This is a genomic window from Bacillus marasmi (assembly GCF_902168435.1).
Lineage (GTDB): Bacteria > Bacillota > Bacilli > Bacillales > Cytobacillaceae > Bacillus_BU > Bacillus_BU marasmi.
In genome coordinates this window covers 74,059-87,683 of the sequence record NZ_LR656168.1, presented here as the reverse complement: position 1 = coordinate 87,683, position 13,625 = coordinate 74,059, and the positions used below count along the sequence as shown (strand labels likewise).

The window sequence follows — 13,625 nt, the reverse complement described above, 5'->3', positions numbered from 1 at the left end:
TTCATGCACCAATTTAACTCCAGATTAAATTTAAATCCCTATACACATTTATCGAGAGATTTAAACCGCTCCGCGAACAGAGACCAATTCATTGAATCGTTCTGTTGCCGCTTTAATGTCCACCTCAAACCCTAGCTCATTCATCGTTTCGCCGATTAAACCGATTGCTTTTTCGAGCATTTCTTCGGTAGTGTTACCCATATGACCAATCCTGAAGGCTTTTCCGGCTAAATGAGCAAGTGCTCCAGCGACGACAACGCCTTTCTCAGCTAATGTTGAACGGAATGCGGCGTCATCCATTCCTTCCGGATATAAAATACAGCTTAATGTAGCAGCTGCTGCATTTTCATCAGCTAATGCCTTCATTCCGTAAACAGATAGTGCTCCTCGAACTGCGCGCCCGAAGGCCTCGTGGCGCTTATATCTCGTTTCTAAGCCTTCCTCCAAAACTAATCTCATTCCCTCATCGTAGGCGTAGATTAGGTTTACTGGTGGAGTGGCAAAATATTTCTGTGGATCGTTCATGATTGGAATCCAATTTTCGATATCGCAATAATATGCAGGAACATGTGTCAATTGCTTACGGGCAGCTAATGCAGTTTGGTTAAAAGCTACAACGGCTAAGCCTGGTGGAACACCAATCGCTTTTTGTGAGCCAGTTAAGACAATATCAATTTTTGCATGAGGAGCACCGTATTCTTTACTCATATTTTCTTCCATCGCTGCAGTAGCACAAACCCCGTCTAAAATAACCAAAGCACCATGCTCCTTTATAATAGGAACAAGTTCTTCTATATTTGCCGCTACCCCAGTTGAAGTATCAGCATGGGTGATTGTAACCGCTTTAAATTGTTGGGATGACAGTTTTTCTTGTACAGCTTCAAGTGAAACTTGTTTTCCCCATTCAGCCTGAACAACATCAACTTCGATGCCAAACGCTTCGCCAAGTTTAATAAAACGATCACCAAAATAGCCATGGCTAATGACTAATAGTTTTTCCCCGGCAGCAATTGTATTGACTAGGGCCATTTCCATCGCTACTGTTCCCGAACCTGCAATTACAAATACTTCTCCGTCAGTTTTGAACATATCCTTTGTTTGCTTAATAGCATTGCGATAAACCGCTGCAAAGCGAGGGTCTGTGTGACCTAAAGTTTCTTGTGCCAACGCATCGTAAATCGAGTCAACAACAGGTGTTGGTCCAGGTATAAGCAACAGTTCTTTTTCCGTCATATATTATCCCCCTAATTTTTTTACCATAATAAAAAGTAACCATTTCTAAAAATAGGCACAATAAACATTTCGCTATACTAAAGCAAATATCCTCTTAATTCTTCTAATTTTGGACAAAATAATACCAAATTATGTATAGGGGAGAATGCAACGTCCAAATAACTTTTCTATATTAATATTATTTCTCGGCGTTAAATAGAATAAATTTCAAACATCCATACTAAATGAAAAGGAGTGTGTTTATTTTGAGAAAAGCTTTGTTGGGATTTGGGGTTGTGGTGGCAGCGTTAGTAATCATGGGCGTGATGTTAATGAACAGCTACAACAATTTTGTTGACTTGGAGGAAAATGTTAATCAGTCTTATGGTCAAATTGAAAATCAATTGCAAAGACGGCTCGATTTAATTCCGAATTTGGTGAATACCGTAAAAGGGTATGCGAGCCATGAAAAAGATGTTATTTCAGACATTTCAGATGCACGAGCAAGACTTGCAGGGGCAAAATCCCCAGAAGAGGAGGCAAACGCTAACGCTGAGCTATCAGGAGCATTAAGCCGCTTATTGGTTGTTGTTGAAAATTATCCGGATTTAAAAGCAGACAAGCAGTTTACACAGTTAATGGATGAATTGGCAGGTACGGAAAATCGAATTTCCGTCGCAAGGAAGGATTATAACGATGAGGTAGCGATTTATAATAAAAAAGTAAAAAGCTTTCCTGGAGTAGTAGTGGCCGGTGTTACTGGCTTTGACGAGAAAGAATATTTTAAAGCAGATCCAAAAGCGGAAGAAGCTCCTGAAGTGGATTTTGGAGGAAATGAATAATGATCGGGTTGCGGTTCTTACGTGGAATCGTCATGCTCAGCATTTCTTTGCTTCTTTTTGGGGGAATAGGGCAGGCTGAAGAACTAAACATACCAGCACCGGTTGGAGATATTTACGTTCAGGATTTTGCCAATATATTAACAGCTCAGGAACGTGCCGATTTAATTAACATGGGTCGAGCGCTTGAGCAGCAAACCTCTGCCCAAGTGGCAGTTTTAACAGTGGATACAACCGGAGATATTCCGATTACCGATTTTGCGAATGAGGCGTTTCGTAAATATGGCATTGGGGCAGCTCAAGAGAATAACGGAATTATGCTAGTTCTAGCATTGAGTGATCGTCAAATAAGGATTGAGGTTGGGTACGGTTTAGAGGGGCGAATTCCCGATGGAAAAGCAGGGAGAATCCTCGATCAATATGCCATTCCTTACCTTCAAAATCAACAGCCAAATAGAGCCATTATAGAAACTTATAAAATATTGGCAAATGAAGTGCTGTCTGAGTATGGACAAGAAGGATTACAAGCACCGTCAGGAGGACAAGCGCAAGTACCTGTAGCGAATCCTGGAGATGGCGGTGGGGGGATTCCTTCCTGGCTATTCATCATTATTGTTGTTGTCGTTTTGTTTCTTGATTTTAAGTTTTTCGGAGGCTTTCTTACTCACATTCTCTTGTCAATTCTAATGCGTGGTGGCAGAGGTGGTGGTGGTTCCGGCGGTGGTGGTTTTAGCGGGGGCGGAGGCGGCTCCTCTGGAGGTGGCGGTGCAGGGCGTGGTTGGTAAAAAAAGGACAAGTCTCACCGGAATTTTAATTTGGTGAAGACTGTCCTTTTTCTTGAATTAACCACTTATGGTTGTTTTTTTATGTTTAGTCTCTACAATTACCATTGTTAAGATAATGGTTCCAATCAATAGTAATTGAGGAAGGAGTGTTTCCCAGGTTGGGAAAAAACCGATTAAATCTATTACTGGAAAGTCCTTAATCAAATTGGTGCTAATCACATTTGTAAGCTGCAATGCGTGAAGGCTTACGCCTAGTATTTTAAAGGCTAATGCATAGATGAGCACTGTTGCCACTTTGAAAAATGGACCAAGTGGAATCTTTGTACTAAATTTAATAAAGACAAAAGCAAAACCCACAAGGATTAATATCGCGATGCCAATACCAGTAAGTAATTTTTCAGTTGAAATGGAGGGCGCCATTCCGGTGTAGAAGATGATTGTTTCAGCACCTTCTCTAAAAATAGATAAGAAGCTGATAAACGCCATAGACAGTACACTACCAGTAGATAATGCTTTGCCCATTTGCGAATTAATATATTTGTTCCACGCGTTTATGTTGGATTTATTATGAAGCCATATGCCAACACCGAGCATCATGAGTACCGCAATAATTCCTGTCGCGCCCTCAATGATTTCTCGATTTGCTCCTGCCATCGCTGCTGAAAAAATCGTATTGATGATAATGGCAGCAACGACACTCATAACAACTCCCAAACCTGCACCAATCCATATCCATTTCTGTTCTTTTGTTGCATTCATTTTCTTTAAAAATGCGATTAGGGCAGCGACAATTAGGAGAGCTTCAAGGCCTTCGCGTAGCATGATTAATGCTGCATCCCAAACACTGTATTGTTTCTTTTCGATTAAACTAATCTCTTGTAGATATTGCTGAATCTTAGCCTTAATCTCTTCCAAATCAGTATTCTTAGATGAAAGCTTACCAGCGAGAATTGGAATGTTATTTTCAAGCTCCGTATACAATCCGCCGTTTCTTGTTTGGATTTCTCCTTCAACAGATGGCCATACCGTTAGAAATTCTTCTAGTGATGTCGTTGCCTGTTCAGGTTCGCCATTATCAATTGATTTTAGTGCTTTTTCCAATAAGTCTACTAGAGTCTGAACCGAATGATTTTGGTTAGAAACCTGTTTTGTTTCTTTTCCATCGATAAAATCATTAATGGTTTGTGAAAGGTCCGAATAAATCCGTTCTATCTCGGAATAGTCCTTAACATCCTTTGTTATGGCGATTCGCAAGAAACCCATTTTTGTTTCAATTTGACCATAGTAATCAATGCTTTGCTCGCGGACGATTTTTTCCTTTTTAGTCCAAGTAGCAGATAGTCGTTTATACACTATATTGAGTTCTTCCTCGTCCTTTGTTGCGATCGCTCCCTCTAGGGAAGTCATGACAGGGGTAATTGCTGTTTTAAACTCCTGACGCTTCGCCTCAACGTCAACTGGATGTAACTTTTTGTCATAGGCTAAAAGTGCGTTCGATAGATTAGAAAGTTTCTCGAGCAGGAGTTTTTGATCCTTCGCATTCAAGGCTTTCTCAGCGGCTAAAAGGGAATCTATCACATCTTTTTCTTCCTTGCTGCCAGTCTTTGTGATTTTTTCCCATTCTAGTTTTAACTCTGTTATTGCTGTCTCGGCGCCGGTCCAATCTGATGCCTTTGTAACCATTATCGCTTCACCGATTCTGATGAACATTGGACCGAAATCAACTTTTTCTTCAGCAGCGAAATGGTGCATTGGTGAGATAAATATAAATAATAGAGCAAAAATCATAATGATTTTTTTCATAAATAAGACTCCTTAACTGAATAATCCTGCCCCGAGGAAGCTACCTTCTTTTATTCCTGGAAAACAGGCAAATAAAGCACTGCCACGATGAGTAACATACTCATTCATTTTATCGAGCGCACCTAGGCTATTTTGGATATTGATGAATTGACTAGGATTTTTTTGAAAAGAAATAAATAATAAACCGGCATCAAACGCACCAGTTTCTGAGTGAATTCCATTAGAATATGAAAAAGCACGACGAAGCATCCTGTCCTTCACTTGTTTAGCAAGAAATACATGGGAGTCTATTGGTACAACTGGATTACCAGCCTCATCTTTACGATCAATATCCATATCAGCAAATTCATCCGTTTTTCCAATTGGTGCCCCGCTATCTCGATGACGACCAAATGTGGCTTCTTGTTCTTTAAGCGCTGTACGATCCCAAGTTTCTAGATGCATTTGAATTCGTCTTACAGCGAGGTATGTTCCTCCTGTAAGCCAATTTTTTGAATCACCTGATTGCACCCAAACTACTGAATTCATATCCTTTGCATCATCTACATTTGGATTTACTGTTCCATCCTTAAATCCAAACAGGTTTCGAGGGGTTTCTAGTTTACCACCCATTTTAGGATAAGAATTGAATCCAGCTTGGGACCATTTCATTGTTACTTTCCCACGGCCATTGCGTATTAAATTCCGAACAGCATGGAAAGCCACCTGTGGATCGTCCGCACAGGCCTGAATACAGATATCCCCGCCGGTATAATGAGGGTCGAGCTGGTCCTTTGGAAAATGAGGTAAGTCCTGCAATTCCTTCGGTTTTAGTTTTTGAAGACCTAATTCAGGTTTTTCAAAAAGTGAAGGTCCAACACCAAATGTGAGGGTTAGATGTGAAGCTTCTAAACCTTCTGTTTCTCCAGTATCCTTCGGTGGAAGAAGAGTGTTGCTTCCATCTAGTGCTACTTCGCCATTCATGAGACGGACACTATCCTCTGTCCACGTTTTGAAAAGCTCTTTCAGTTCGTTATTAGATTTAGCGATGCAATTTAAGGAAACAAAATAAACATGCTGAGGGTTCTTGGTGGCGATGCCGGATTGATGGGCACCGTAGAAGTTGATTTTGTTTTTTGATTTAGGATTATCTTTAATATTTAAGTTAACGCCCATTGCCGATAACGCACCACCGAGACCGGAGGCGCCTAGAATAATGCCGGCGCCGCCAATCCCCGCAGTTTTTAATACATTACGTCGGGATACTTCTTTATTAAAAACGGATTGTTGTTTCATTTCTTATTCCACCACGATTGCCATTTGACTTAATGGTTCACCTAATTGATCGACTGCTTCTGATAATGCTTTAGTATCTTCTTTTGTTAATTGCTCAAAAGAAACATAGCCACCTTTGCCATCTTCATATTTTGCTAATAGGTCGTTTACTGCTTTAAATTTAGCATCCAATGTTTTTACAAGGTCAGCATCTTTCTTTTTAAGTTCTGATTTAAAAATTTCAAAGATTTTCTCTGCACCTTCAATATTTGCTTTGAAGTCGTAAAGGTCAGTGTGGGAATAGATTTCTTCTTCTCCAGTGATTTTAGAAGTAGAAACCTCATTTAATAAATCAACTGCACCAGTAATCATTAAATCAGGAGTGACTTCAACCGTTTCTACTTTGGCACGGAGCTCTTTCGTATCATTTAATAATTGTGTGGCAACTTCTTCGTAACCTTTAGTTGTATTTTCAACCCATAAACCGTACTCAATTTTATGGTAACCAGACCATTCATCTTCGCCTTTGCCTTCATCTTTAACATCAGCAAGACGTGCATCAATGCGTGGGTCTAAGTCGCCAAAGCTTTCAGCAACAGGTTCTGAGCGTTCGAAGAACATCCGTGCTGGAGCATAAAGCTCTTTCGCTTTTTCAACATCGCCTGCTTGTACGGCTTTTACAAATTCCTCTGTGCTGATGACAAATTGATCTAATTGTTCTAAAGCAAAATCCTTATATTCTTGTTGTTGTTTAGTTAAATCCGCTTTTGTTGTTGTAGATTTAGATTCATCTGTATTTGATGTTTCATTACTGCTGCAGCCAACTAATAAACTAGCAGCAAGAATAAGAGATGCTGTAATGCGAGTGATATTTTTCATACTTTATACCTACCTTTGTGAATTATCTGTTAATAACGATAATCATTATCAGTTAGGAAGTCAACTGTTTTTTTCTAACTTTTTCAAATATTGAATATTATCCCTATGAGTATAGTGTTAAAGGGGTGTAAAGGAGAAAGGCTCCTAAGTGATAATCGCTGCTGCTTTTAGCGATACTAAGACAGTGATGCTACAACCTCGTACAAAACTGGTACAAATATTGAAATATAATGACAGTCGATAATGTTTATGTAGATAATGATAGTAGTGAAAATGGTGAAATAGAGGAGGGAGTAAGAGTTTGGGGGCAGAAGTAATCATATTAATTGTTCTTATACTGATAAATGCTTTCTTTGCTGCTTCAGAAATGGCGCTTGTTTCATTAAATGACAATAAAATAAAGTTGATGTCAGACGGCGGAGATAAAAGAGCGAAGCTAGTCTTAAATCTTTTATCTGAACCAAGCCGGTTTTTAGCAACAATTCAAATTGGGATTACCTTGGCTGGTTTTTTAGCGAGTGCATTTGCAGCAGGTAGTTTCGCAAGCAGTTTTGCTGAAGTATTAGCCGATTTAGGAATCCCGCTAGATGAAGCGGCGCTGGAGACGATTTCTACGATTATCATTACGTTAATCCTTTCATATTTTACGCTAGTATTGGGGGAGCTAGTACCGAAGCGGCTAGCGTTGCAAAAGGCTGAAGCTATTTCTTTTGTTTCCGTTATGCCATTAACATGGCTATCGAAACTGACGGCACCTTTTGTAAAATTTTTAACGATGTCAACGAATCTCGTTGTTCGCTTATTCGGGGTTGACCCGAATTCTCATGATGAGGAGGTTACTGAGGAAGAGATCAGGATGATGGTCGATGCTGGTAAAGAAAAAGGGACAATTCAAGCAACAGAAAAGGAAATGATTAATAACATTTTTGAGTTTGATAATAAGACGGTCTCCGATATTATGACACACCGGATTAATATCGTCGGGATACCTGTGGATACGGATTTGCCAGGAGTCCTAAAGCTGGTGAACTGTGAAAAATATACAAGATTCCCCGTCTATGAAGAGAATATTGACCAGATCATTGGAATTATACATATGAAGGATTTACTTCAGTTTATCGAAAGTGGGAATGCTGGGAACTTCAAATTACGTTCACTGCTTCGTGAACCGTACTATGTGCTGGAATCAATCCGAATTGATTTTTTATTTAAAGATATGCAAAAAAATAAGGTACATATGGCGATAGTCTTGGATGAATATGGTGGTACGGATGGAATTGTGACGATGGAGGATTTAATTGAGGAGATTGTCGGCAATATTTTTGATGAATATGATGATCCCGAAACAGAAATCATCCAAGTCGAAGAGCTTGCTGAAGGTGTATATATAATGGATGGTATGACCAATCTTTATGAGATTGAAGAAATCCTAAAGGTGGATTTCCCTTCCGATGATTACGATACTTTAAGTGGATTTCTTATTGGTCAATTGGGGTATTTTCCCGCCCCGCAAGAGCGACCTAGTATTGAATTTGGCAATATTACATTTTTAATTGAGGAAATGAATGAAAGACGAATAGTGAAAGTGAAGGTAATCGTAAAAGATGAATGACCAGTATTATGATGAATTGCTTAATATAAAAACATGTGGAGACCAGAAAGGATTTACGAAATCGTTTCATTATCATCGCTATGAACCAACGCCATATCATGCCTTGGAAGCATTATTCCAGTATTATCCCTTAACCTCGAACGACCGGGTTGTCGACTTTGGATGCGGGAAGGGACGCTTAAATTTCTTTATTAATCATTTGTTTAATAGCCAGGTCGTAGGGATTGAAATGAACGAGGAATTTTATCAAGAGGCTATTAGTAATCGGGAACGATATTATCGTAAAAATAAACATCGAAAAGGGAACATAGATTTTTACTGCTGCTTAGCTGAAGAATATCTGATAGACCCAAGCGACAATTATTTTTACTTCTTTAATCCTTTTTCTATTCAAATCTTTAGGGTGATTGTTAATCATATTTTAGTCTCACTAGAAAGCCATCCCCGTGAGATTCATTTAGTTTTGTATTATGTTTCTGAAGACTATATTTATTTTTTAGAAAATCAAACAAACTTTGAATTAGCTAAGGAAGTCATTGTGCCGGGCTTATATGAGCGTAATCAGAACGAAAGATTTTTGATTTATCGATTATCATTCTAATATTGTTCATATTAAGTTTGGTTAACGGTGATTAAAATTGTTGAAAAGTTGTTGTCTTTGCTCCAGTTATGTTGCTTATTCTGATGCTATTCTTTAATTATTGGGATAACGTCGGAAATTGAAGTAAATCAATGACTTGGAGGTTTCGACGATGGCTACAAAAAGAAGAGAACCTAACAATGGACCTGTTATCCAGAAGGAAAAAGAGATGGTAACAAAAATGGTTCAGTTGTATTGCAAAAAGAAACACCATCAGCATGAATTGTGTGAAGAGTGCCAAGCTCTTATAAATTATGCATATAAAAGATTAGCCTACTGTCGGTTTGGCGAAGAAAAGACTGCCTGTTCAAATTGCTCGGTCCACTGCTATAAGCCAGACTACCGTGAACAAATGAAGGCGGTTATGAGATATTCCGGACCTTGGATGCTGCTTTATCATCCTGTGTATTCGGTTAAGCATTTGTTGAATAAATAATGATATTACTTTAACAAGCCTAATTCCTTCTATAGGAGTTAGGCTTGTTTTGTAATAAGCTGTTGGATCAGTTCAACTAATTTGTGCTGATTTTCATCAGCAAATACTTCGTCTGGAATCATTTCGTAGCTGCAGTTGCTACTAGTTAAGTAGCTATAAATTATCTGTGCTTCATCGATTTCGTCTCGATTCAGTTTTTTTGTTTGGTTAGAGTGATGGCTTTTTATATAAGAATTCATTACTGATTTTATCCATGTACTGACAGTCTTTGTAACCTGATTATCGAGGCGGATTTTTTCGTTTAAAAGGATTTTATTTCTTTTAATAAGAAAAAGCTTGCAAGAGGATTCCTGCAGTTGTTCTAGTACTAGGATCGTTTGATTTTCTCCAATAAAATCAATCACTTTTTCTCGATGACGTAGGAACTGTATCATTTCAATTGTATCACGTAGTTTTGCGGCCTTTTCAAATTCAAACCCATTCGCACAAGCTTCCATTTTACTTGTTAAATCCTCGAGGATCCATTCGTCCTTACCGCTTAACAGGTCGGCTATTTTATCGATTATGTGATTGTATTGCTCGAGAGCAGGACCTCCTAGACAGATGCCAATGCATAACCCCAACGAGTAGTTTAAGCAGGCCGACTTCGACTTGCTTTTACTAGGATTCGTACAGTTAATTTGATAGCTTTCCTTAAGCGCCTGAATTACTTTTTCAACCGTGCTCTTGCTTGTATATGGTCCAAAGTATAAAGAATTCTCATTCATTGATGGAGTGCTGGTTGTAGTAATTCTCCGTAACTCCGCACCATCTGGCTTGATTTCGATATATGAGTAGGACTCTGGGCTTTTCATTTTTCTATTATAATATGGCTTAATTTCATGGATCAGCTGACATTCCAGCATGAAAGCCTCAAATTCTGTATCAGTAAGAATGACGTCAAAGTCAGTTAAGTGTTTTACTAGTTTTTCAGTCTTAGGTGTGTGGTTTTTGTTGTTTTGAAAATAGGATTGAACTCTACGCTTTAAGTTTTTTGCTTTGCCAACATAAAGAATTCCGCCTGATGCATCCTTCATTAAATAAACTCCAGGCGTGGTAGGGAGTTGTTTTATTTTCTCCGAAAGCTTGATAATGAGCCCTCCCTTCTATATAGCTTGGTTGATGAATTAGGGAAATAGGAGCATAAATAAGCACTGTTATTACCCCTCAATATATTCGATAAATTTTTTGACTAATATGCTATGTGGGTGACTTTTAGAATGAATCCACCCAAAAGAAAAACTTTGGTACAAACTATAGTCTGCCAACGGTATGCTTGAGATTCTCTGACTTTCCACATAAGGGTCATCAAGTAGCATCAGACTTGATAATAAGCTAATTCCCAAGCCTTCGGCAACCGTCCTTTTGATGACTTCAGTGTTTGTCGTTGCAAACATAATATTTATTGGTCCGAAATGGCTTTGAATATATTCGCTGAGATTTTCCCAATAACGACTGGCATACATGACAAACGGATAATCGATAATATCCTTTATGGTTAATTCTTTATAAAAGGCTAAAGGTGAGTCCTGTGGCACAATGACCTTGATTCCACCTTGATAATGTAAGGATTGAAAGGCAATTTCATCCGTTAACTTCGGTTTTAAATCCGCATTAATTCCAAGAAAACCTAAATCAACCTCATGTTTCTCGATTTTTTCAATGATTTCCTTACTTTCCATTTCTAAAATTGTCATTTTTATTTGCGGAAAATCCTTTTTAAAGCGAGATAGGCTTTTTGGTAAAATCGTTAAAAACAAGCTTGATATAGTAGCGATTTTTAACTCGCCTTTGTAGCTTGAGGTAATTGCCTGGACTTCCCCTTTCATTTCGTCGACCTTTTTAAGGATTTCTAGCACCTTTTTAATGATATTCTTACCTTCTTCAGTTGGGGTTGTTCCAAACCGAGAACGCTTAAAGAGCTTAATTCCGATTTCTTTTTCCAATAAGGAGATCGATTGGCTGATAGCTGATTGAGAAACGTGCAGGTTGTGAGCAGCAAGAGACATGGATTTTGTTTCAACGACTTCCTTTATGTACTCCATCTGTTCAAAATTCATCGCTAAACCCCTTTGATCCTTTTATATAAGTGAATCTTATAATACCATTAATAATCCATGTTTTACATATCGAATAATAATACTTAAAATGAAAAATACTTTATAACGATTACAGGAGGAAGTATGGATAAAGAAAAATTATGGACAAAGGATTTTTTCATCGTATCCGGTATTAATTTCTTTGTGACCTTAATCTTTTATTTATTAATGGTCACGATTTCAACATACGCAGTCGAGAAATTTGATGCAAGTACTAGTCAAGCTGGGCTTGTCACAGGAATATTTGTCATTGGAGCACTAGTCGGGCGGTTATTCTCTGGAAGAATGATAGATCAGTTTGGCCGAAAAAAACTGCTGTTTATTGGCTTAGTGCTTTTTACTGCTTCGACTTGTTTGTATTTTGGTGCCAATAATTTATGGCTCTTACTGGTAAATAGATTAGTGCACGGAATTGCACTAGGGATGGCAAGTACAGCAACTGGAACGATTGTTGCGCAAATTATTCCGTCATCAAGGAGAGGCGAGGGAATCGGCTATTATGGATTAAGTGCAATATTAGCGACAGCCATCGGTCCGTTTTTTGGAATGTATTTAAGGGAGCATACTAGTTATGAAGTCATTTTCTGGTTCTGCCTGGTTTTAGGTGTATTTAGTTTAATTACCGCCTTTTTCCTTAAGGTCAGAGCAAACGTAACTTCAGTTAGTAACACTTCTATTCATAAAGGATTTCATTTTAGTAGTTTTATTGAAATCAATGCTCTACCAATTTCAGTTGTCACCTTTTTTGTTGGTCTTGCATATTCAGGTGTGCTTTCATTTATGAGCTTTTATGCAGAGGAAATAGATTTAATGGACGCTGCCAGCTTTTTCTTTGTGGTTTATGCGGCTGCTGTTCTTATTTCAAGACCATTTGCTGGTAGGCTATTTGATATAAAGGGAGCTAACTTTGTCATCTACCCAGTCTTAATTATTTTTGCAGTAGGAATGCTGCTCCTTAGTCAGGTCCAAAATGGTTGGACGCTGCTATTAGCAGGAGCCATTATCGGTTTTGGATATGGGAATTTTACCTCTTCAGCGCAAGCTGTTGCGATTAAGCTCACGCCACCGGACCGGCTGGGACTGGCAACCTCAACATTTTTTATTTTAGTAGACATGGCATTTGGTATAGGTCCCTACTTATTAGGATTATTTGTACCTTATACAGGCTTTAGCGGCCTTTATTTATTCTTAGTAGGTGTAATTATTCTTGCGATCATTCTTTATTATTTTTTGCATGGAAAAAAAGAAAGACAGACAATCACGTACAAGATGACATCTTAACATTATCTTAACATTTCCCCGACAGCTTCCTGAAACTTGTTCGCTACAATGAAGTTGTCAAAGAGATAGACATTAGAATTACAAGGAGATGTTATTATGAAAATGAAACAGGTTTTAATAGCTGGTGTGTTTGTAGGAGCTTTTGGATTAGGAGCTATGTTTGCCCCGATTGGAGAGCCGGCAGCGACAACAAGTAATAATCAAGTCTTGAAAGCAGTGAATACTGCAACCGAGCAAACTCCTAAAGATGATGTGAAGGGGTATACTTGCCCGATGACTGGTGAAGAAATGGGACGTGGCGGTGCTGGTATGGGTAAAGGAATGGGCATGGGTATGCAATTTGGCGGGGAAATGCATGAAACAGTCGCTGATGTGCTTGGAATGACAGTGTACGAGTTGCAAGCAGCGCGAAGTGAAGGAAAAACCATTGCGGACCTTGCTACCGAAAAAGGGATTAGTACGGATGATTTAGTAGCAAAGCTTGTTGAAGTTCGTAAAGCCAATTTAGACCAGCTTAAAAAAGAAGGAAAAATTACGCAAGAACAAATGGATAGAATGCTTACTAATATGGAAAGCAGAATGAAGGCGATGATTGAAAATGGCGGCGGTGCTAGCCCATTGAATGGTAATTGTGGTGGGAAAATGGGTCAGAATGGCCAAGGTGGTTGGTTCAATAAAAATGTAGAAAACCAACAGATTGATTAAGTTGCTTCATAGGAAATTTTCTTAAACAAAACTCTGGAGAT

Annotated in this window: 13 protein-coding genes; 7 read left to right on the top strand and 6 right to left on the bottom strand. The window is 38.6% G+C overall.

The window, feature by feature from the left end:
- Positions 1-60: 60 nt before the first annotated feature.
- Positions 61-1,233, bottom strand: coding sequence for a pyridoxal-phosphate-dependent aminotransferase family protein (locus FXW34_RS07940; protein WP_147533442.1), 1,173 nt, complete (start codon positions 1,231-1,233; stop codon positions 61-63).
- Between the two features lie 296 nt (positions 1,234-1,529).
- Here FXW34_RS07940 and FXW34_RS07935 point away from each other — a divergent pair, with 296 nt between their 5' ends.
- A complete protein-coding gene (locus FXW34_RS07935; RefSeq protein WP_425457412.1) occupies positions 1,530-2,054 on the top strand; it encodes a LemA family protein in 525 nt (174 codons plus the stop codon).
- Positions 2,054-2,836 carry a TPM domain-containing protein gene (locus FXW34_RS07930; protein ID WP_187118881.1) on the top strand — a complete coding sequence of 261 codons (783 nt, stop codon included), beginning with the start codon at positions 2,054-2,056 and terminating at the stop codon, positions 2,834-2,836. The genes FXW34_RS07935 and FXW34_RS07930 overlap by 1 nt, the downstream gene beginning before the upstream one ends.
- A 57-nt stretch (positions 2,837-2,893) precedes the next feature.
- Here the strand turns inward: FXW34_RS07930 and FXW34_RS07925 are convergent, their stop codons facing one another.
- The 3 genes from FXW34_RS07925 to efeO are packed head-to-tail and all read right to left on the bottom strand — an operon-like array spanning position 2,894 to position 6,772.
- Positions 2,894-4,639 carry an FTR1 family iron permease gene (locus FXW34_RS07925; RefSeq protein ID WP_147533440.1) on the bottom strand — a complete coding sequence of 582 codons (1,746 nt, stop codon included), beginning with the start codon at positions 4,637-4,639 and terminating at the stop codon, positions 2,894-2,896.
- Between the two features lie 12 nt (positions 4,640-4,651).
- Complete coding sequence (efeB, locus tag FXW34_RS07920; RefSeq protein WP_147533439.1) at positions 4,652-5,914, bottom strand: iron uptake transporter deferrochelatase/peroxidase subunit; 1,263 nt, start codon at positions 5,912-5,914, stop codon at positions 4,652-4,654.
- 3 nt (positions 5,915-5,917) lie between these two features.
- Positions 5,918-6,772 carry an iron uptake system protein EfeO gene (gene efeO, locus FXW34_RS07915; protein ID WP_147533438.1) on the bottom strand — a complete coding sequence of 285 codons (855 nt, stop codon included), beginning with the start codon at positions 6,770-6,772 and terminating at the stop codon, positions 5,918-5,920.
- A 301-nt stretch (positions 6,773-7,073) separates the two neighbouring features.
- On the opposite strand from efeO, the gene FXW34_RS07910 reads away from it, so the two are divergent.
- The 3 genes from FXW34_RS07910 (at position 7,074) to FXW34_RS07900 (ending at position 9,460) form a co-directional block, all read left to right on the top strand.
- Positions 7,074-8,384, top strand: a complete 1,311-nt coding sequence (locus tag FXW34_RS07910) for a hemolysin family protein (RefSeq protein WP_147533437.1) — start codon at positions 7,074-7,076, stop codon at positions 8,382-8,384.
- On the top strand, positions 8,377-8,985 hold the full coding sequence (locus FXW34_RS07905; RefSeq protein ID WP_147533436.1) for a methyltransferase domain-containing protein: 609 nt from the start codon (positions 8,377-8,379) through the stop codon (positions 8,983-8,985). The genes FXW34_RS07910 and FXW34_RS07905 overlap by 8 nt, the downstream gene beginning before the upstream one ends.
- Positions 8,986-9,136: 151 nt before the next feature.
- Positions 9,137-9,460 carry a nitrous oxide-stimulated promoter family protein gene (locus FXW34_RS07900; RefSeq protein WP_147533435.1) on the top strand — a complete coding sequence of 108 codons (324 nt, stop codon included), beginning with the start codon at positions 9,137-9,139 and terminating at the stop codon, positions 9,458-9,460.
- A gap of 38 nt (positions 9,461-9,498) precedes the next feature.
- Here FXW34_RS07900 and FXW34_RS07895 read toward each other — a convergent pair whose 3' ends face one another.
- Together FXW34_RS07895 and FXW34_RS07890 are read right to left on the bottom strand one after the other, a co-directional pair.
- A complete protein-coding gene (locus FXW34_RS07895; protein ID WP_222705317.1) occupies positions 9,499-10,536 on the bottom strand; it encodes a UvrB/UvrC motif-containing protein in 1,038 nt (345 codons plus the stop codon).
- A gap of 123 nt (positions 10,537-10,659) precedes the next feature.
- Positions 10,660-11,559, bottom strand: coding sequence for a LysR family transcriptional regulator (locus FXW34_RS07890; RefSeq protein WP_147533433.1), 900 nt, complete (start codon positions 11,557-11,559; stop codon positions 10,660-10,662).
- Positions 11,560-11,682: 123 nt separating this feature from the next.
- Between FXW34_RS07890 and FXW34_RS07885 the strand changes: the two genes are divergently transcribed.
- Together FXW34_RS07885 and FXW34_RS07880 are read left to right on the top strand one after the other, a co-directional pair.
- Positions 11,683-12,879, top strand: a complete 1,197-nt coding sequence (locus FXW34_RS07885; RefSeq protein WP_147533432.1) for an MFS transporter — start codon at positions 11,683-11,685, stop codon at positions 12,877-12,879.
- A gap of 96 nt (positions 12,880-12,975) precedes the next feature.
- Positions 12,976-13,584 (top strand): DUF2680 domain-containing protein, encoded by a 609-nt coding sequence (locus tag FXW34_RS07880; protein WP_147533431.1) that lies wholly within the window; start codon positions 12,976-12,978, stop codon positions 13,582-13,584.
- The last annotated feature ends 41 nt before the right edge of the window (positions 13,585-13,625 follow it).